Source organism: Pseudomonas sp. GV071, from assembly GCF_003050835.1.
Classification (GTDB): Bacteria; Pseudomonadota; Gammaproteobacteria; order Pseudomonadales; family Pseudomonadaceae; genus Aquipseudomonas.
Genome location: NZ_QAOJ01000008.1, coordinates 162,864 through 181,099, shown reverse-complemented (window position 1 = coordinate 181,099; position 18,236 = coordinate 162,864). Strand labels below are relative to the sequence as shown.

Here is an 18,236-nt window from a genome sequence, read left to right as displayed (position 1 = left end):
TCGCTACGCTCAACCCAACCTACGTAATTGAGCACGACCGTAGGTTGGGTTGAGCCAAAGGCGAAGCCCAACAGACCGGCAACAAAAAGCCCGCCAATTCGGCGGGCTTTTTGTTCACGGGCAAACCATCAATCAGCCAAGCGCCAGGTCGTACCGCCCTTACCGTCTTCCAGCACCACGCCCATGGCCGTGAGCTCGTCACGGATGCGGTCGGACTCGCCCCAGTTCTTGTCGGCACGTGCCTGCAGGCGTGCGGCAATCAGTGCGTCCACTTGTGCCGCGTCGACCTTGCCTTCAGCCCCGGCACGCAGGAAGTCATCCGGCTCCATCTGCAGCACGCCGAGCACGCTGGCCAGCTCTTTCAGGCGCGCCGCCAGACCGGCAGCGGCGTTGCTGTCGCTGTCGCGCAGGCGGTTGATCTCGCGCACCATCTCGAACAGCACGGCGCAGGCTTCGGGAGTGCCGAAGTCGTCGTTCATCGCCGCGGCAAAGCGCTCGACAAACGCCTCGCCACCGGCAGCCGGTACCGACGGCAGGCCTTTCAGCGCGTGGTAGAACCGCTCCAGCGCGCCTTTGGCTTCCTTGAGGTTATCTTCGGAATAGTTGATCGAGCTGCGATAGTGGCTGGACACCAACAGGTAGCGCACCACTTCCGGCTGATACTTTTCCAACACGTCACGGATGGTGAAGAAGTTGTTCAACGACTTGGACATCTTCTCGCCGTTGATACGGATCATGCCGCAATGCATCCAGGCGTTGGCGTACGGCTTGCCGGTGGCCGCCTCGCTCTGGGCGATCTCGTTTTCGTGGTGCGGGAATTCCAGGTCGTTGCCGCCACCGTGGATGTCGAAGGTGTCACCCAGGCAGCAGGTGGACATCACCGAGCACTCGATATGCCAGCCCGGCCGGCCCGCGCCCCATGGCGACTCCCAGCTTGGCTCGCCCGGCTTCACGCCTTTCCACAGAACGAAATCGAGCGGATCTTCCTTGGCTTCGTCCACTTCGATACGCGCGCCGATGCGCAGGTCTTCGACCTTCTTGCGCGACAGCTTGCCGTAGCCGAGGAACTTATTGACCCGGTAGTACACGTCGCCGTTGCCCGGCGCGTAGGCGTAGCCCTTGTCGATCAGGGTCTGGATCATCGCGTGCATGCCATCGATATGGTCGGTGGCGCGCGGTTCCATGTCCGGCTTCTGGATGTTCAAGCGGGCTTCGTCTTCGTGCATGGCATCGATCATGCGCGCGGTCAGGGCATCAAAACTCTCGCCGTTGTCGCGGGCGCGGTTGATGATCTTGTCGTCGATGTCGGTGATGTTGCGCACGTAGGTCAGGTCATAGCCGCTGAAACGCAACCAGCGGGTAATCAGGTCGAACGCCACCATGCTGCGGCCGTGGCCCAGGTGGCAGTAGTCGTATACGGTCATCCCGCACACGTACATGCGCACCTTGTTGCCATCGAGCGGCTTGAACGGCGCCTTGGTCTTGGTCAGCGTGTTGTAGATGGAAAGCACGTTAATTCCTCAAGCCCACGAATCACGCAGGGTCACGGTACGGTTGAACACCGGCTGACCAGGTTTCGAGTCTTTGATATCGGCGCAGAAGTACCCTTCGCGCTCAAACTGGAAACGGTCTTCCGGCAATGCCTTGGCCAACGATGGCTCGGCACGACAACCGGTGAGCACCTGCAGGGAATCGGGGTTGATGTTGTCGAGGAAGCTGGCGCCTTCTTCGGCTTTTTCCGGGCTTGGCGAGCGGAACAGGCGGTCGTACAAACGCACTTCGCACTCGACGCTGGCAGCGGCCGGCACCCAGTGGATCACGCCTTTGACCTTGCGGCCTTCGGGGTTCTTGCCGAGGGTGTCGGGGTCGTACGAGCAGCGCAGCTCGACGATGTTGCCGTCAGCGTCTTTGATCGCCTCGTCTGCACGGATCACGTAGCTGCCGCGCAGGCGTACTTCACCGCCCGGTTCCAGGCGCTTGTAGCCCTTTGGCGGTTCTTCCATGAAGTCGTCGCGGTCGATGTAGATTTCGCGCTCGAACGGCAAGGCGCGCACGCCCATGTCGTTTTTCGGGTGGCAGGGCAGTTCGAGGTTCTCGACCTGACCTTGCGGGTAATTGGTGATCACCACTTTCAACGGACGCAGCACGCACATGGCGCGTGGGGCGTTGTGGTCGAGGTCGTCACGGATGGCGAATTCGAGCATGGCGAAATCGACGATGCCGTCGGAGCGGTTGGTGCCGATCATTTCGCAGAACTTGCGAATCGAGCCTGCGGTGTAACCGCGACGGCGGAAGCCCGACAGGGTCGACATGCGCGGGTCATCCCAACCATTCACGTGCTTCTCGTCCACCAGTTGCTTGAGCTTGCGCTTGCTGGTCACGGTGTAGCTCAGGTTCAGACGCGAGAACTCGTACTGACGCGGGTTGGCCGGCACCGACAGGTGCTCCAGGAACCACTCGTACAGCGGGCGATGGCCTTCGAATTCGAGGGTGCAGATCGAGTGGGTGATGCCTTCGATGGCGTCCGACTGACCGTGGGTGAAGTCGTAGTTCGGGTAGATGCACCAGGTGTCGCCGGTCTGGTGGTGATGGGCGTGACGAATGCGATAGAGGATCGGGTCGCGCAGGTTCATGTTCGGCGAAGCCATGTCGATCTTGGCGCGCAGCACGCGGGCGCCGTCTTCGAACTCACCGGCTTTCATGCGCGCGAACAGGTCGAGGTTTTCCTCAACCGAACGGTCGCGGAACGGGCTGTTCTTGCCAGGCTCGGTCAGGCTGCCGCGGTATTCCTTGGCTTGCTCGGGGCTCAGGTCGTCGACATAGGCGTTGCCGGCCTTGATCAGCTCAACGGCCCAATCGTGCAACTGGTCGAAATACTGCGAGGCGTAACGCACCTCGCCGTCCCACTGGAAGCCCAGCCACTGCACGTCGCTCTTGATTGCGTCGATGTATTCCTGGTCTTCCTTGGCCGGGTTGGTGTCGTCGAAACGCAGGTTGCACACGCCACCGAATTCCTCGGCCAGGCCGAAGTTCACGCAGATCGATTTGGCATGGCCAATGTGCAGGTAGCCGTTGGGCTCCGGCGGGAAACGGGTAACGATCTTGCTGTGCTTGCCGGAATCGAGGTCAGCCTGAACGATCTGACGCAGGAAGTTGGCAGGAACAACGGGGGCGGCTTTGCCATCAGCGGAGGGAACAGCAGCGGAGTCGTGAGTGGGCTTGCTCATAGGATCCTTGAACGTACAGGTGCGCAGCCAGGGTAGGCCGACCAAAACAAAGCGCTTATCATAGCCGAAGCTGTCAACCCCCTGACAGGCCTTCGAATTTCTCGACAGAGTGGATTTTCCCATGATCAAGCTGCACACCAACCACGGCGTCATCACCCTGAACCTGTTCGCTGACAAGGCACCGGAAACCGTTGCCAACTTCGAGGAGTACGTTAAGGCTGGTCACTACGACAACACCGTATTTCACCGCGTGATCAGCAACTTCATGATCCAGGGCGGCGGTTTCGAGCCAGGCATGAAGCAAAAAGCCACCCGCGCCACCATCAAGAATGAAGCCAACAACGGTCTTTCCAACAAGGTTGGCACCGTGGCCATGGCCCGCACCATGGAGCCACATTCGGCCTCCGCGCAGTTCTTCATCAACGTTTCCGACAACAACTTCCTCGACCACAGCGCACCGACCGTTCAAGGCTGGGGCTACACCGTGTTCGGCGAAGTGGTGGATGGCATGGACGTGGTCAACAAGATCCGCGCTGTAGCCACCACCATGAAATCCGGCCACCAGGACGTTCCGGTTGATGACGTGATCATCGAGCGCGCCGAGATCGTTGCCGAGTAAGCCGATTGATCACTCTTCTGATCTCGGATCTGCACTTAGAAGAACAACGCCCGGACATTACCCGGGCGTTTGTGCATTTTCTCGCTGGCCGTGCCCGCACGGCTGGCGCCCTGTACATACTCGGCGACTTCTTCGAAGCGTGGATCGGCGACGACGCCATGAGCCCGTTCCAGGCCTCCATCGCCCAGGCCTTGCGAGAACTGAGCGACAGCGGTACTGCCATCTACCTGATGCACGGCAACCGCGACTTCATGCTCGGCCAAGGCTTTTGCCGCACGGCCGGCTGCACGCTATTGGCAGACCCGACCAAGATCGAGCTGGGCGGCGAACCGGTGCTGCTGATGCATGGCGACAGCCTGTGCACCCGCGATGAAGCCTATATGCGCCTGCGCCGTTACCTGCGCCACCCGCTGACCCTGTTCATTTTGCGCAACCTGCCCCGTCGCACCCGCGAGAAGCTGGCGCGCAAACTGCGCAAGGAAAGCAGCGCGCAAACGCGGATGAAGGCGGCCGATATCGTCGACGTTACCCCGGAAGAAGTGCCGCGCCTGATGCAGGACTATGGCGTGCGCACCCTGATCCACGGCCACACCCACCGCCCTGCCGTGCACCGCTTGCAGGTGAACGGCGAAGCGGCCCGACGCATCGTGCTGGGCGACTGGGACAAACAGGGTTGGGCGTTGCAGGTGGATGACCAGGGCTTTCAGCTGGCTGCGTTCGAGTTTATCCAGGCCTGAACGCATTGAGGCTGAAGCCGCCCCCTTGGGAGCGACTTCAGCCTCATGCTTTTACGGCCCTGCTGGCTCAGTCCGGTTGCGGCGCTATCGGGTAAAACTCGCCACCACTCCACAAACCCAACCAACTCTGCCCGTCGATCTCACGGGGCACCGCCAATTCCACCAGTTGGTAAAACACATTGCGGTGAATCAACGCCTCAAGGTTGCTGCGGATGTGCACGTAGGGTGACGGTTCCTGAGTATGCGGGTCGATGACAAAGCGCAGCGGGTGTTCGGGCCCTGCCTCGCTAACGTCTTCAACATTGGTGGTAAACCGCAGCAGCTGAGCCTCGCCTTCCCCTTCAACCTCAACGCTGACCGCCACAAAGGGCGCATCGTCGACGGTGATGCCGACCTTCTCCACCGGGGTAATCAGAAAATAATCATCGCCGTCGCGGCGAATGATGGTGGAGAACAGCCGCACCATGGGTTTGCGGCCAATCGGCGTACCCAGGTAGTACCAGGTGCCGTCACGGGCGATACGCATATCGATATCGCCGCAGAAATCCGGGTTCCACAGATGCACAGGCGGCAAACCTTTGCTTTTCGGAATCTGCCCGAGCAGATCGCCCGCCTTGCCTGGATCAGTCATGCCCTCTCCTCTTTATTCATTCAGGCCCAGCAGGCGCCTTGCGTATTCCTGCATGGGCGGCCCGAGCAAGTCGTCGGGCTTGGTGTCATATAACGTCAGAAAACCGCCACGGCTACGAATTCTTGCCGTGTCCACCAGGTAGCGGGTGTTGGTTTCGATCAGCATCACCTGGATCACGCTGTGGTCGATGCCCAAACGGTCCAGGGCTTCCTGATCTTCCCACTCCTCCACGGTGCCGATGCGATCATCGGCGCCGGCGAAGCGCGCGTACAGCAAGTAATTGGCCCCCGCCGCCCGCGCCTGGCTCAGCGACTCCTCCAACCCTGCCGGGGCTTTGGCGCGACGGACCATGGGGAAATATTCGACAAAGCCATCGAACGCCTGTTCCGCCACCACGTTAGGCCGCGGGTAATGACCGCCGGGCGGCACAAAATGGCCCTGGGCGATGTAAATGAACGAGTCCGCTTGCAGGCGCCATGGGCTGGAGCGGCGAATGTCGCTGTGGTCCAACAGGCCGGCATCGCTCAGGTGATAGAGAGTGCCATCGGCCATATCGCTGACCTTCATGCAGCCCCCCAGGGCCAGCACAGTCAGCAGCACAATCAGGCTACGCATTAGTAAGTCTCCGCAAGCCGGTGACGGAAAACCGGCGAATAGCCGGCTTATTGCAGCTTCCGCGCCACATTCCTACGCGCTCACCAGACTAAACCGACAGCTTACGCTACTTGCACACAGCGGTTGGTTTCCCTCAAAAGCCCTTATCAAGCAGCAGGGCCTGCTTTCGAGCCATGCGTTCAAGCCGCGCATTGGTAGGAACAACAAGCTTTATAAACGCACTGCCCACCCTCTCCGTAAACGCTCGTTCGGCATACACAGGCTCGTAAGCACAGCCCTGCAATGCAGCCGCCAGAAAAGCGCCTGGCAGGACGCGGCTGAACAAACTGACACTGGCGTTATTGATGGGCTTTGCCACTAGATTGCTTCCTTGATTGCCCTTATTAGTCAGCGAGTGAAATCTCTTTAAAGCTGCCGTCTTCCAGATAAAAAAGATTGGCCGCCGATTCGAACGTAAACAACGAAACCCCGTCTTTCGCCATATTGACTGCCAACGTGCAGTTGCTCGCCGCAGGGCCGGCCCCTTGGCTACAAGCGGATTTGTAACTACCGGGTTTTACCGTGTTGATGCCCATCGCCTGGATGTTCTCTCCAGCTTTCAGCACCCGCTCCTTGCCGCCCTCCCCACTCAAGGCCACTACCAACAGAAAGCGGCTGCCGCCAGCCGTTTCCAGCTTCAGGGTCGCGTAGTCAACCTCGCCGTCGCCATCAAAATCCCCCACGGCTTTTGTATAACCGCTGCCAGTTTTGTCGTTGGCGCGTAGCTGAGCGTTGGGGCCATGGGCCAGGAGGTCTGGCGGTACTTCTAAAAGCTCGGTGCTGGCGACAACAGCGGTCGTACAAAATACAAAAAAAACAGCCAAAGCGGCGGGTAACAAGTGCTTATCCATGTACTTACCTCGTAGGTATGCAGACCGACTTAGGTAGCGAAAAATAATTAATTGGCGACAACTTCCATTCCTGTCGCACGCATCACAAGTGGCAGCGGGGGCATTTTTTTCTATAAGCGGACGAGTTAATCGGAGCATTTTCCAATAAGCAGTACAGTTTTTCTCAGCCGTCGGTTCTCACCACAAACTTGTAAATAACCTTCCCCCTTGAAGTTACTGACCTAGAGAATCAGGCCAGGTGTGAATCAGCAAACTTAACCGAGCGGCCAGTTTTACAGACAGCTGTACCTAACCCCCTGCACTTTTTTTGGCGTTGACCGGGAAAACCGCGTTTTGCCGAATCAGCACGCCCATCGCGATTATCGTGTGATTTATTACCGAGGTTTGCAGGTAAAGCGGCTTTAGGTGGGACACTTCGGGTGTGCCGGTTGAGTTGGCGCTGGAGCAGGCGCTCTCTCTGCTGGACTGTATGGAGCAACTGATTCTGAGGCGCGAACCGCGTGGCGAGGATAGTCAGACCAGCCCCCTGCAGTACCTCAACGACCTCACCCGCGCGCTGGTGGGGTCGGGTTTTGAGGGTTTGTGTGCGTATGAACCAGCGGCGGCCTAAGGGCTGAACAGAAGCGGTGGCCCTCTACAGGGAGCCACCGCGATAGCGGAGTAGTGCGGCGTCTCTTCTCTGGTTAGCGCACGCCTTTGCACCACGGCCACTGGCGGCCACTGCGGCTTTAAAACCGGTTAATTGCGGCGATCTCGCTTGCGCGGCGTGGCGATCGGAAACTCCTGAAGCCGAATCACCGAGGTCATGCGATACACCTCTGAATTCGGCTGATTGGCTAACGCAGCCGGGCCCTGGTCATTGACCACATGCCAAATGCCGCCGTCCCCGGCAATCACCGAACTGCTGATGGATTTAAGGCGTATACCGCGCGTGGCAGGTGCCTCAATGGCGCTGGAGGCATGCACGTTTTGCCCCATCACGAACAGCGAGTAGATGGCCAAGCCCGCCGCTTCATGGGACTTAACAGCCGAGCCCACTACATAGGATGCAAAGCCGTCTTTGTCGCCATTTTTCCAGGCCGCCTGGCTGGGTGGGTCGTAAGGCATTTCACTCTGGTAAAACAGGGTTCTGCCCCGCTCACCGTTCCAGATGACCTGGTTTTTCTGGTAGTGCTCGACAAACAAGCCCAGGGCATTGACGTCATCACCGTTTACCACCAAGCCATGATCGGCCTTGTTCGAGTCCCAACCTGCACCGGTGCCATGGTCCGCGCGCCACAGCCAGGTGTGGTCGAGAATCACGTTGTTGTTATTGACCTCGATGCTGGTTGTAGCCTGACCCAGCAACGGGCCACCGATGCGGACAAACACATCACTAACGGTGGTGGGGTCATGGGACTCACCCGCATAACTGCCCTTCTCGCCTATTTTCAACAGAACGTTCGAATTGATAGGCCCCGCCTCAATCAATAGGCCGGAAAGCATGACGCCAGTGATATTGGCCACTTCAATCGCGGCAGTGCCATTGGCGGCAACCAATGAGGGAAAGCCCAAGCCCAATATAACGGTGTCTGGCCGAGAGACTTTCAGCGCCTCACTGAGCATATAAATGCCGGGCGTCAATACGATGTTTTTACCGGCGCGCAGCTGACGATTGATAGTGACGGCGGAATCGCTTGGTTTAGCGATATAAAACGTCTGGATCGGAAGCTGGCGACCATCACGGGATGACGCCGACCAATCAAAACCTGAAGTATGAGTTTTAGCGTGCGGTACAAAGACGTTGAAGTTGTTTTTACTATCGACATAGATAAACGGTGCTTCGCGGGAGGCCGGTGTAGTCGGCAAGCTCGTAATGCTGCCTGGGTCAAAGTCGGTGACCGGCGCACCATCCACGCCGGAAAACATGTAGTTCACCGCGCGCCCATCCCAGTAACCGATGGAGCTATTACGGGTATACCAGTGGGCTTGGGCTTTCTGCACCTTGCCATCACCGCTGATAACCGAACCTCGCACCCGACTATTGGCCATGTAGGTGCCAAAGGCATAGGCGCCATATTGGCCGCTCAGTTGCAGATCACCGAGCACATTGACCCTCCGCAGTGGCGCAGCCTGGGAAACCGCCCAACGCAGGGTATGGGGCGCAGCTATCCCTTCCGGGTAGGGCCGCTCGGCGTCTTTGCCCACCGGACGCTGGATGGGGTTGATGGTGAGGTTGCTCAACGAGCGCCAGAACTGGGTGAGCGAGTTGGACTCGAGGTTATCGTCCTGAGGGTTCCCCGCCGGGTTGTACTGCACGGGCTCAACATGCAGTGCGCCATTGATGCGCACGTCTTCAGGCGAGCGGCCCAGGCCGTAGATGGCGGTGTAATAACCTACCTCGGCGTTGACGATACCGGTCGCCGTAGCCGGATCATCCTGGCCTGCAGCGCTGCCGTAAGTGCCCGGCATAAAGAACACCGCATGCCGGTTGGTGCTGAATTCGGTTTCCGCAGAAAAACGCTGCAGTGTCTGGTTTATCTGCGCCAGCGGCGTGCTGGGCTTGAAAATAGTGACATTCGGGCCGAAGTCGGGAAGCGGATCTTTTTGCTTCTCCGCTGCCGTGTTGGCAATTGCCGGGTTGGCAACTAATGCTGCCAGCGCCCATATCCCGACCAGGGCCTTGGTGGTTGAGTGAGTGTTCATTGTGCGCATCCATTTAATTAGATTTATTTTCGGTGGATATCCTTCAGCGGTACATTCCAACCTCGCCAAGGCGAACGGCGTTGGAATAAGGAAATTGAACAAAAACAAGGGATACGGACCAATCGTTTTTAACTCTGCAAGGTATCGCCACAGCGAATGATTCAAAACCAGCAGACAACAAAAAACTTGCTCGCTCACACTTTGCAGTGTGCAAATTAAAGACATAAAAAGTCCCCAACCAGACTGATGCTGATGGAGGCTTTATATTTTTTATTTGGCTGACGGATAGATGGATTTATCGACGCTTCGCCAAAGAAGTTGATACGACGCTTATTGTCGCCTTCGACGTTGCCAGTCGCCGCGATAAACCACACCACGATTACCAGACATACACATTCTCCTCAGAGGTAGCGACCTTTCCAGGCGTAAAGCACGCAGCCCGCCCCCGGCTTCTGGGCACTCAACGAGCCGCGTGGCGAAGCTGTTCAATGATCTTGCGCGCGCGGTTGGCGCCGACATCCACATGGATATCGATCATTGGGGGCGTGCCGAAGCGGCACATGTTTTGGTACTGGGCTTCGATGATCACTTTGTCTTCTTCGAAGGTCAGCGCAGTCTGCTCAACGACCTTGGCTTTGATCGCCTCATGATCGCTTTGCGGGTTGGTGGCGATGGTCCAGAAGTAATGGCTGGTGGTTTCGGTTTCTGGGGTTACGCCATGGAAGCCGCGCATATGGAAACCACCGCGCTCCGGGTCGGTCATCGAGTCGGTGTTGGCGTCTACCGCGCCGGTCCAGATACGCAGATGGCTGACGTGAAACTCGATTTCCTGCCAGCGATCGACGCGGTCTTTGAACGGGTAGGCGGCCACATAGGTGGGTGGCGGAACCGAGCCCGGCATATAGCGAGTGACGGTCACCGTGCGCTCGTCGCTCTCGACCCTCATCTCGGCATTCATATGGATGCTGGCGTTGCCGCCGATGGTGCGCAGGTGCACATAGCCCAGATGGCTCAAGTCCATCAGGTTGTCGTGGATAAGCTGGTACGGCGCGTCGTAGTGGTACACATCGCCATCGAAAATGTACTTGCCGCTGCTGTGCACGTCGTACGCCGGCGGCTCGCAGTTCGGCTCGGGGTGCTCGCTGCTGCCGAACCAGATCCACACAATCTGGTCGCGCTCTTTTACGTGATACGCCGGCACCTTGGCCTTGCTGGGGATTTTGTCCTGCCCCGGAATTTCAATGCATTTGCCGTCGCCGTTGAACAGCAGCCCGTGGTAACCACAACGAAGGCCGCGCTCATCCAGGGTGCCGTTGGAAAGCGGCAGCGCGCGGTGACAGCAGCGGTCTTCCAGGGCGGCAACCTGGCCGTCCGGGGTGCGGAACAGCACCACCGGTTTGTTCAGCAAGGTGCGGCCGACGGGCTTGTCAGTGAGTTGCCAACTCAGCGCCGCGACGTACCACTGATTCAGCGGAAAGCTGGGCACAGGCGCCGATGCGGCGACTTCGTAAGCAAGGGATTCGCTGGCAGAGACAGTCATGTTGGTTCTCCCGAAATTCGAGTGGGGTCAGGGCTGATTCAGAGGTGCACGTTCAGAGGTCAAGGACCAGGCGTGGGGTCTTGGCGCGTGAACAACAGGGAGTGAATTGATCGTTGCGGGCGTGCTCGGAGTCGGTCATGAACTGGTCGCGGTGATCCGGCGTGCCGCTCAGCACGCGGGTGATGCAGGAGCCACAGATGCCCTGCTCGCAGGAGGTTTCAATCTCGATACCGGCGTCATCCAGCACTTCGAACACCGAGCGGTCTGCGGGAATCTGGAAAACCTTTCCTGAGCGGGCGAGCTCCACTTCGAAGGCCTGGTCCCCGTCGTGATCGATAGGCGCCGCAGCGAAGAACTCTCTATGCACTTGGTCCTCTGGCCAGCCAGCCGCTGCGGCGGTGGTGAGGATGTAGTCCATAAAGCCGCCGGGGCCGCACACATAGATATGCCGACCGGGTTCAGGGCGTTGCAGCAAGGCGCTGGCATCGAGTTTCGACGGCTCTGCGCTGCTGTCATCGTGCAACGTCACCCGCGGGGCAAAGCTCGCGTTTTCCAGTGAATCGAGAAACGCTGCGCGGTCGCGGGAGCGAAAGCAGTAATGCAGCTCGAAGTCGGCCCCCTGTCTCTCAAGCTCATGGGCCATCGCCAGCATCGGCGTGATGCCAATGCCACCGGCGATCAGCAGGTGCCGCTGACCGTGCGCTGCCAACGGAAACAGATTGCGTGGCTCACTGATCTGCAGCGCCTGGCCCTGCTCTACTCGCTCGTGCATGGCCTGGGAACCGCCGCGAGACAGCGGGTCTTTGAGCACGCCGATCAGATAGCGATGGCGCTCCTCCGGCGGATTGCACAGCGAGTACTGGCGAACCACGCCCGATGGCAGATGCACATCGACGTGGGCGCCCGCCGTGAAGGCCGGCAGCAGCTCACCGTTGGCCAGACGCAGTTCGAAACTGCAAATGCCGTCGGCCACGTGCGCTTTGCGATTGACTAAAACCTGGAGCATAAGACGACCCTCCACAGCAAAGTGGCTGCAAAAAAGCGAAAGGAAATAGCGGAGCTAGGGCGCTCGCTTTATGGAGGACTGGTAACGGCTGGAAGTCGTCGCGAACGACAGGTGAAGGCAAAACGGTTCATGGGAGCTACCTGTTATTTATTTTTGTAAGAGCGGCTGTCGCCTATGATGCGAGCAGCCCACGCACTGCGCGGCTGGGAGTAGAATCCAATCATTTAGTTGCGGTGTCAACTAGTTTGCCTATGCCGTTTATCTCACTTTCAAGGCTCGTTTTATGTCGGATACCGAAAAGCTCGACCTGAACCGCTACGTTCCAGCGATGCTGACCTTCCTGGCCAACAAACTGGCCACCGGCGCTTCGATCAGCTACCGCAAGCATTTCGGCATTGGTGTGGTGGAGTGGCGGCTGATCGCCCTGCTTGCCGTCGAAGACAACATCACCGCCAATCGCATCTGCCAGGTGATAGGCCTGGATAAAAGCGCGGTCAGCCGCTCGCTTCAGCAGCTGGAAGCGGCAGGTCGAATTTCAGGTCAAGTCGACAGCAAAGATGGACGCCGCTACGCGGTCAGCCTGACGCCCGAGGGCAAGGCGTTGCATGACCGAGTGCTCAAGGTGGCGCTGGAACGAGAGCGGCGCCTGCTTAGCGATTTCTCGCCCGCAGAGGTCGATACGCTGGTGAACCTGCTGAGCCGGATGCAGACCACGGTGGGCTACGTTAACGAGTACGACCCGCCAGCTTCTGCGTAAGGCTGGGGCGCTGGAGGGATGTGGTCTGCATTACTTGCCCTTCGCAACGCCTGACTACAAACCGCGCTGCCATTCCTGGCGCAAGCGCGCCTCCTGCGGTTGCTCGATGGCCTGGCGCACCTGGGCCAGCAAACGCGCCTTGTCGGCACCCAAGGTGCCTTTGAGCACCAGGTAGTTGGAGGCGTGGTCGCTGCGAAATACCGTGTTGTTGAGCTCCAGGCCCTGCAACAGGCGTTCGACTTCGACAAACAACTGCTGCTGACTCAACGGCCGATAGTCCGTAAAACCCTCGCGAAAACGCGCTTCGCCCTGGGGGAAACTGACCACCAAAGTGGAGAGAAACTCCGGTTGCGCGGCGTTCATCAGGCGCGCGGAGTTGTCCGCGTGCTGCTCACTCAGGGTGGTGCCACCCAGGCCATTGAGGACCATCACCGAGCGGGTAATGCCAGCCTGGCCTAGCTTGTCCAAGGCGCTGAGGGTCGACTCGAAGGTCTCGCCTTTGTTGACCCGCGCCAGCACTTCATCGTCACCTGATTCGGCGCCCACATAGGCCATGCGCAAACCGGCATCGGCCAGTTCCTTGAGCTCCTCGACCGACTTCTTGCGCAGGTTGCGCGGCAAGCAGTAGCTCGACACCCGATCCACTTCCGGCATGTGCTGGCGAATGGCTTCGAGGATCGCCAGCAGACGGCGGGTTGGCAGCACCAGGGCATCGCCATCGGCAAGAAACACCCGCTGGACGATCAGTTGCTCGCCGCAGCGGCGGATTTCTTCCAGTACGTCGGCCTCGTCGCGGGCGCGGAACTTCTTCTGCTCGGGGGTGTACATCTCGCAGAACCCACACTTGTTCCACGAGCAGCCATTGGTGACCGGCAGAATCAGCGAATGGGCTTCACTCGGCGGGCGAAACACCGGTTCGATATAGCTGATGGGGAATGACTGAGCACCCATGCGCGACGACTCTTGAATAGGGGTTGGGAATCACCGGGCGGGCTTAACCGCCGATAATTTTCATCACAGTGACGCCGCCGGAAAAGGCCACATCCTGTTTATCGCCGAGGGCTTTCATCAGCAGCCCTTGCAGCGCTGGCAGCGCCTGATGGCGCGGCTTTTCCAGCAGATCGCCAACGTAGTGCCGGTTGCTGGAGGACAGGCAACCATGCAGCCAGCCGGTGGACGACAGGCGCAGACGCGAACAGGTGCGGCAGAACGGCACGCTTTCATTGGCAATGACGCCGAAATAACCACGGCCCGGAATCTGGTAGCGCAACGCCGTGGCGTCCAGCGGCGCGTCGGCCTGTTGATACTCGTAGTGCTCGCCAATCATTTCCAGCAGTGCCGGCATGCTGATGAACTGCTGCTGGAAGCTGTTGCCGTCACGGGCCAGGTGCCCCATGCGCATCAGCTCGATAAAGCGCAGCTCGAAGCCACGCTCCAGGCAGTAGTCGAGCAGCGGCAGCACCTGGTCGATGTTCTGCCCGCGCAACGGCACCATGTTCAGTTTGATTTTCATGCCCGCCGCCCGCGCCTGCTCCAGGCCGTCGAGTACCGTTGCCAGGTCGCCGCCACGGGCGATGCGGCGGAACGCATCAGGGTCGAGGGTATCCAGGGAAACGTTGAGGCGGCGGATGCCGGCATTCAGCAGAATCGGCAGTTTTTTCGCCAGCAGCTGGCCGTTGGTGGTCAGGCTGATGTCACGCAGGCCCAGGGTGCTGACGCCCTGCAGCAAGGCGTCGAGCTTGGGACTGACCAGCGGTTCGCCGCCGGTGATACGCAATTGTTCGATGCCCGCCGCTTCGATCAGGTAGGCCACACCGCGCACCATGGCCTCGGCCGACAGCTCGTCCTGCGCAGCTACCAGACGTTTGCCATCCGGCACGCAGTAGGTGCACGCGTAGTTGCAGGCGGCGGTCAGGCTGATTCGCAGATTGCGGAAACGCCTGCCCTGACGGTCGACGATCATGGGCGACTCCGGCGGTGGATAGGCCGGAGTATAAGCCCGCAGTCAGCGGTTCTGCATGGCTTGCATGCGGAAATAGGCTGACTGAATGGGCTCAAATTACAGGCGTCTCGCCATCGCGCTTGCGCTTGTTACCCATGCGCACGCCGATGTCCATGAGGAACTGGAAGAAGCCTTCCTGGTCTTCCAATACATTGCTCCAGAACGGCGAGTGATACAGCGCCACGGCGCCGTGTACCAAGGCCCAGGCGGCACAGTAGTGGAAGTAAGGCGGCACGTCTTCGAGCTTGCCTTCGGCAATGCGGCCCTTGATCAGCAAGGTCAGACGCTCGAAGTTAGAGGCGCGGATCTTGTGCAACTGCTCGACCATTTCCGGTACCTGATTGCCCTTGACCACCTTCTCTTCGAGGCGGTCGAACAAACGGTAGCGCTGCGGATCACGCATGCGGAATTCGAAATAGGCCCGCGACAGCGCTTCCTTGTCGCGGTCAACGTCGGCCGAATGCAGCAGTTCGTTCAAATCACGCTCGTAGTCGAGCATCAGGCGCAGGTACACCTCGGCCTTGGATTTGAAGTGCTTGTAGATGGTGCCTTTGCCAATCCCTACGGCGTCGGCGATCATCTCGACCGTGACGCTATCCTCGCCCTGTTCAAGGAAGAGTTTCAGCGCGACATCGAGAATCTCTTGCTCGCGGCGGCGAAATTCACGGATCTTACGGGGTTCTTTCTGCATAGGAAGAGACTGCGGCGGTCAAAAATCGAAGCCGCGTATTATGCCTATTTAGTGCCAAATTGCACGGATCATCAGACCATGTACGCCTTTCATGACGAGTTTCAGCAAGATCCCGGCCTGCGCTATCTCAATCACGCCGCCGTAGCACCCTGGCCGCGACGCGCCTCGCTGGCGGTGGCACAGTTCGCCGAACAGAACGTTTTGCTCGGCGCCCGCGACTATGCAGACTGGATGGATGTGGAGCTGCGCCTGCGTGAGCGCTTCATGCGCCTGCTGAATGCACCCTCGAGCGATGACATCGCGCTGGTCAAGAACACCTCGGAAGCACTGTCGTTCGTGGCCTTTGGCCTGGACTGGCAGCCCGGTCAGCAAATCATCATCAGCGATGAAGAATTCCCCTCCAACCGCATCGTCTGGGAAGCCCTGGCGCCGCTCGGCGTGGAAGTGGTGCAAGTGAGCCTCAGCGGCAGCGACCCGGAGCAGAACCTGCTCAATGCCTGTGGCCCGAAAACCCGGCTGATGGCGATCAGCGCCGTGCAGTTCGCCAGCGGCCTGCGCCTGGACCTGAACAAACTTGGCCACGGCTGCCGCCAGCGCGGCGTTCTTTTTTGTGTCGACGCCATCCAGCAACTGGGCGCGCAGCCCTTCGATGTGCAAGCCAACCAGTGCGACTTCGCCATGGCCGACGGCCACAAATGGCTGCTCGGCCCCGAAGGTCTGGGCGTGTTCTATTGCCGCGCGGAGCTGCGCGAACAGCTGAAACTGCATGAATACGGCTGGCACATGCTTGAACGCATGGGCGATTACACCCGTACCGACTGGGAACCCGCCAAAAGCGCCCGGCGCTTTGAGTGCGGCAGCCCCAACATGCTTGGCGCCATGGCGTTGGAGGCCAGCCTGTCGCTGCTGGAGGAAGTCGGCATGGCTCAGGTCGGACAACTGATCGAAGAGCGCGTGCAATGGCTGCAGGACGGCCTCAGCGCCCTCCCCGGCGTCGCCTTGCACACTCCGCTGAACCCGCTGCGCCGCGCCGGAATCATCACCTTCAGCGTCGATGGCCAGGACACCCAGGCCCTGTACCAGCGTCTGAAGCAGGAAAACGTGGTGTGCATTCCGCGCGGCAAAGGTATCCGTTTGTCGCCGCACTTCTACACCCAGGCACGGGTAATTGAAGAAACCCTGACCGTGCTTTCGCAGGCCGTTGCTGGCTGAGAACTCAACAGCCGCGCCAGTATTCCAAATCCGTTTAAGCAGCGGGCCGGCAGCACTGGCAGATCGGCGAAGTTCACCAATACTGGTGAGTACTGGCGTGTGGCATCTCCCCCAAGTGCCCCGCCAGCCAAGGTACCGTGGACTGTGTACCTTGATTTACTCCTAATGGTCTTAACCCGGATTCATTCCCCCAGAGTCCGGGTTTTTTTTCCCTTCGTTTTTATAGCTGCTGCGCTCGGCCATGCTGCGTTGGAGGCAGGGGTCGAAATGCTCATTGGCTTGATGCCAACTCCGCTTTCTCGCCCTACCTCCGCCTTACCTGGCCTTCGCTCGCGACGCTCTAAAAGCGAAGTTAGTGTAGGCGGGGATATCTGAGGATCACGATCAAAGGCGGCTTCGCTGCGCTGGCCATTTCGACCTGTTTTGTATGAGCGGCTTCAGCCTCGAGGCTCTTTAGCCGGCGACGTGGGCCAGGGGGAACAGGCGTTTGAAGTTTTCGCTGGTTTGCGCGGCGAAGGTGTCGTAGTCGACGCCGCGATGCTGGGCGAGGAATTCGGCGACTTCGCGGACGTATTGCGGCAGGTTGGGTTTGCCGCGGTAGGGGATTGGCGCCAGGTACGGGGCGTCGGTTTCCACCAGCAGGCGGTCGGCGGGGACTTGGCGGGCGACTTCGCGCAGGGCGTCGGCGTTGCGGAAGGTGACGATGCCGGACAGGGAAATGTAGAAGCCCAGGTCCAGCGCCGCTTTGGCCATCGGCCAGTCTTCGGTAAAGCAGTGCAGCACGCCAGCGGTTGGCAGCGCCGCTTCGCGCAGCAATTCGAGGGTGTCGGCACGGGCTTCGCGGGTGTGCACGATCACTGGCTTGCCGGTAATTTTCGCGGCTTGCAGGTGCAGGCGGAACGACTCGCGCTGCAGCTCGGCGGCTTCCGGTTCGTAGTGGTAGTCCAGGCCTGTTTCGCCAATAGCCACTACGCGCGGGTGATCGAGTTCGCTGAGCAGCCAGTCCAGCGCGGGCGCGGCACCGGCTTCGAGGTCCAGCGGGTGGACGCCCACCGAGCAATCGACATCGGCGTAACGTTCAGCCAGGCCTTTGACCGCTGCGGCGTTCTCGGCACTTACCCCGATGCACAGGAAATGCCCGACGCCCCGGGCGCGCGCGGCGTCCAGTGCAGCATCCAGGGAGCCGCCATGGGCGGCGAGGTCGAGGCGATCGAGGTGGCAGTGGGAGTCGACAAGCATCAGCAGCAGGCTTACATCGTGTGGGTCGGGCGATCGGAGGTCAACGCACCGGCCAGGTAGGTTTCGATCTTGTTGCGGGCGGTGTTGTCACCGTCGTTGAACTGCACGCCAACACCGGCGGCGCGGTTGCCTTGGGCACCCTTGGGGGTGATCCAGACCACTTTGCCGGCGACCGGGATTTTTTCCGGTTCATCCATCAGGTTGAGCAGCATGAACACCTCGTCGCCCAACTTGTAGCTCTTGTTGGTGGGGATGAACAAACCGCCATTTTTGATGAAGGGCATGTACGCGGCATAGAGCACGGACTTGTCCTTGATGGTCAGGGACAGGATTCCGTTACGCGGGCCAAGATTCGGTGGCATGCTCATGCTGCATTCCTAGCTTA

Annotated in this window: 19 protein-coding genes; 5 read left to right on the top strand and 14 right to left on the bottom strand. The window is 59.6% G+C overall.

Going from position 1 to position 18,236, the window contains the following annotated elements; all coding sequences use genetic code 11:
- Nucleotides 1-128: 128 nt before the first annotated feature.
- Both cysS and C8K61_RS16970 read right to left on the bottom strand, forming a co-directional pair.
- Complete coding sequence (gene cysS, locus C8K61_RS16975) at nucleotides 129-1,511, bottom strand: cysteine--tRNA ligase (protein WP_108097381.1); 1,383 nt, start codon at nucleotides 1,509-1,511, stop codon at nucleotides 129-131.
- Between the two features lie 9 nt (nucleotides 1,512-1,520).
- Entirely contained in the window at nucleotides 1,521-3,227 is a 1,707-nt protein-coding gene (locus C8K61_RS16970) for a glutamine--tRNA ligase/YqeY domain fusion protein (RefSeq protein WP_108097382.1), read from the bottom strand.
- A gap of 121 nt (nucleotides 3,228-3,348) precedes the next feature.
- Here C8K61_RS16970 and C8K61_RS16965 point away from each other — a divergent pair, with 121 nt between their 5' ends.
- Nucleotides 3,349-3,846: a peptidylprolyl isomerase gene (locus C8K61_RS16965; RefSeq protein ID WP_108097383.1), complete on the top strand. Its 498-nt coding sequence runs from the start codon at nucleotides 3,349-3,351 to the stop codon at nucleotides 3,844-3,846.
- An 8-nt stretch (nucleotides 3,847-3,854) separates the two neighbouring features.
- Nucleotides 3,855-4,583, top strand: coding sequence for a UDP-2,3-diacylglucosamine diphosphatase (gene lpxH / locus C8K61_RS16960; protein WP_108097555.1), 729 nt, complete (start codon nucleotides 3,855-3,857; stop codon nucleotides 4,581-4,583).
- Between the two features lie 67 nt (nucleotides 4,584-4,650).
- Here lpxH and C8K61_RS16955 read toward each other — a convergent pair whose 3' ends face one another.
- The 4 genes from C8K61_RS16955 to C8K61_RS16940 all read right to left on the bottom strand — a co-directional run bounded on the left by C8K61_RS16955 (nucleotide 4,651) and on the right by C8K61_RS16940 (nucleotide 6,719).
- On the bottom strand, nucleotides 4,651-5,214 hold the full coding sequence (locus C8K61_RS16955; RefSeq protein ID WP_108097384.1) for a DUF1285 domain-containing protein: 564 nt from the start codon (nucleotides 5,212-5,214) through the stop codon (nucleotides 4,651-4,653).
- Nucleotides 5,215-5,226: 12 nt separating this feature from the next.
- Entirely contained in the window at nucleotides 5,227-5,829 is a 603-nt protein-coding gene (locus tag C8K61_RS16950; RefSeq protein WP_108097385.1) for a DUF4823 domain-containing protein, read from the bottom strand.
- A 133-nt stretch (nucleotides 5,830-5,962) separates the two neighbouring features.
- On the bottom strand, nucleotides 5,963-6,187 hold the full coding sequence (locus C8K61_RS16945; protein ID WP_108097386.1) for a hypothetical protein: 225 nt from the start codon (nucleotides 6,185-6,187) through the stop codon (nucleotides 5,963-5,965).
- A gap of 25 nt (nucleotides 6,188-6,212) precedes the next feature.
- Nucleotides 6,213-6,719: a hypothetical protein gene (locus C8K61_RS16940; protein WP_108097387.1), complete on the bottom strand. Its 507-nt coding sequence runs from the start codon at nucleotides 6,717-6,719 to the stop codon at nucleotides 6,213-6,215.
- A 421-nt stretch (nucleotides 6,720-7,140) separates the two neighbouring features.
- Here C8K61_RS16940 and C8K61_RS26640 point away from each other — a divergent pair, with 421 nt between their 5' ends.
- Nucleotides 7,141-7,329, top strand: a complete 189-nt coding sequence (locus tag C8K61_RS26640) for a hypothetical protein (RefSeq protein ID WP_146174301.1) — start codon at nucleotides 7,141-7,143, stop codon at nucleotides 7,327-7,329.
- Nucleotides 7,330-7,457: 128 nt separating this feature from the next.
- On the opposite strand, the gene C8K61_RS16935 is transcribed toward C8K61_RS26640, so the two are convergent.
- The 3 genes from C8K61_RS16935 to C8K61_RS16925 form a co-directional block, all read right to left on the bottom strand.
- Nucleotides 7,458-9,629, bottom strand: a complete 2,172-nt coding sequence (locus C8K61_RS16935) for an adenylyl cyclase (RefSeq protein ID WP_146174300.1) — start codon at nucleotides 9,627-9,629, stop codon at nucleotides 7,458-7,460.
- Nucleotides 9,630-9,864: 235 nt separating this feature from the next.
- Complete coding sequence (locus C8K61_RS16930; RefSeq protein ID WP_108097389.1) at nucleotides 9,865-10,944, bottom strand: aromatic ring-hydroxylating dioxygenase subunit alpha; 1,080 nt, start codon at nucleotides 10,942-10,944, stop codon at nucleotides 9,865-9,867.
- A 52-nt stretch (nucleotides 10,945-10,996) separates the two neighbouring features.
- Complete coding sequence (locus C8K61_RS16925; RefSeq protein ID WP_108097390.1) at nucleotides 10,997-11,950, bottom strand: PDR/VanB family oxidoreductase; 954 nt, start codon at nucleotides 11,948-11,950, stop codon at nucleotides 10,997-10,999.
- A 283-nt stretch (nucleotides 11,951-12,233) separates the two neighbouring features.
- On the opposite strand from C8K61_RS16925, the gene C8K61_RS16920 reads away from it, so the two are divergent.
- Nucleotides 12,234-12,707: a MarR family winged helix-turn-helix transcriptional regulator gene (locus C8K61_RS16920; protein ID WP_108097391.1), complete on the top strand. Its 474-nt coding sequence runs from the start codon at nucleotides 12,234-12,236 to the stop codon at nucleotides 12,705-12,707.
- A 54-nt stretch (nucleotides 12,708-12,761) separates the two neighbouring features.
- Here C8K61_RS16920 and C8K61_RS16915 read toward each other — a convergent pair whose 3' ends face one another.
- From C8K61_RS16915 to C8K61_RS16905, 3 genes are all read right to left on the bottom strand, one after another.
- On the bottom strand, nucleotides 12,762-13,658 hold the full coding sequence (locus C8K61_RS16915) for a radical SAM protein (RefSeq protein ID WP_108097392.1): 897 nt from the start codon (nucleotides 13,656-13,658) through the stop codon (nucleotides 12,762-12,764).
- Between the two features lie 43 nt (nucleotides 13,659-13,701).
- Entirely contained in the window at nucleotides 13,702-14,670 is a 969-nt protein-coding gene (locus C8K61_RS16910; protein WP_108097393.1) for a GTP 3',8-cyclase MoaA, read from the bottom strand.
- Nucleotides 14,671-14,761: 91 nt separating this feature from the next.
- On the bottom strand, nucleotides 14,762-15,400 hold the full coding sequence (locus tag C8K61_RS16905; protein ID WP_108097394.1) for a TetR/AcrR family transcriptional regulator: 639 nt from the start codon (nucleotides 15,398-15,400) through the stop codon (nucleotides 14,762-14,764).
- 78 nt (nucleotides 15,401-15,478) lie between these two features.
- On the opposite strand from C8K61_RS16905, the gene C8K61_RS16900 reads away from it, so the two are divergent.
- Nucleotides 15,479-16,612 (top strand): aminotransferase class V-fold PLP-dependent enzyme, encoded by a 1,134-nt coding sequence (locus C8K61_RS16900; protein ID WP_108097395.1) that lies wholly within the window; start codon nucleotides 15,479-15,481, stop codon nucleotides 16,610-16,612.
- Nucleotides 16,613-17,065: 453 nt separating this feature from the next.
- Here C8K61_RS16900 and C8K61_RS16895 read toward each other — a convergent pair whose 3' ends face one another.
- Nucleotides 17,066-17,851 (bottom strand): TatD family hydrolase, encoded by a 786-nt coding sequence (locus tag C8K61_RS16895; RefSeq protein WP_108097396.1) that lies wholly within the window; start codon nucleotides 17,849-17,851, stop codon nucleotides 17,066-17,068.
- Between the two features lie 11 nt (nucleotides 17,852-17,862).
- Nucleotides 17,863-18,219 carry a PilZ domain-containing protein gene (locus C8K61_RS16890; RefSeq protein WP_108097397.1) on the bottom strand — a complete coding sequence of 119 codons (357 nt, stop codon included), beginning with the start codon at nucleotides 18,217-18,219 and terminating at the stop codon, nucleotides 17,863-17,865.
- Between the last annotated feature and the right edge of the window lie 17 nt (nucleotides 18,220-18,236).

Coding starts and splice junctions, on each gene's coding strand:
- C8K61_RS16935 (WP_146174300.1), bottom strand. CDS start 9,629: ATGTCTTTAATTTGCACACTGCAAAGTGTGAGCGAGCAAGTTTTTTGT.
- C8K61_RS16940 (WP_108097387.1), bottom strand. CDS start 6,719: ATGGATAAGCACTTGTTACCCGCCGCTTTGGCTGTTTTTTTTGTATTT.
- C8K61_RS16950 (WP_108097385.1), bottom strand. CDS start 5,829: ATGCGTAGCCTGATTGTGCTGCTGACTGTGCTGGCCCTGGGGGGCTGC.
- C8K61_RS16895 (WP_108097396.1), bottom strand. CDS start 17,851: ATGCTTGTCGACTCCCACTGCCACCTCGATCGCCTCGACCTCGCCGCC.
- C8K61_RS16900 (WP_108097395.1), top strand. CDS start 15,479: ATGTACGCCTTTCATGACGAGTTTCAGCAAGATCCCGGCCTGCGCTAT.
- C8K61_RS16910 (WP_108097393.1), bottom strand. CDS start 14,670: ATGATCGTCGACCGTCAGGGCAGGCGTTTCCGCAATCTGCGAATCAGC.
- C8K61_RS16890 (WP_108097397.1), bottom strand. CDS start 18,219: ATGAGCATGCCACCGAATCTTGGCCCGCGTAACGGAATCCTGTCCCTG.
- C8K61_RS16925 (WP_108097390.1), bottom strand. CDS start 11,950: ATGCTCCAGGTTTTAGTCAATCGCAAAGCGCACGTGGCCGACGGCATT.
- C8K61_RS16915 (WP_108097392.1), bottom strand. CDS start 13,658: ATGGGTGCTCAGTCATTCCCCATCAGCTATATCGAACCGGTGTTTCGC.
- C8K61_RS16970 (WP_108097382.1), bottom strand. CDS start 3,227: ATGAGCAAGCCCACTCACGACTCCGCTGCTGTTCCCTCCGCTGATGGC.
- C8K61_RS16955 (WP_108097384.1), bottom strand. CDS start 5,214: ATGACTGATCCAGGCAAGGCGGGCGATCTGCTCGGGCAGATTCCGAAA.
- C8K61_RS16965 (WP_108097383.1), top strand. CDS start 3,349: ATGATCAAGCTGCACACCAACCACGGCGTCATCACCCTGAACCTGTTC.
- C8K61_RS16905 (WP_108097394.1), bottom strand. CDS start 15,400: ATGCAGAAAGAACCCCGTAAGATCCGTGAATTTCGCCGCCGCGAGCAA.
- C8K61_RS16930 (WP_108097389.1), bottom strand. CDS start 10,944: ATGACTGTCTCTGCCAGCGAATCCCTTGCTTACGAAGTCGCCGCATCG.
- C8K61_RS16920 (WP_108097391.1), top strand. CDS start 12,234: ATGTCGGATACCGAAAAGCTCGACCTGAACCGCTACGTTCCAGCGATG.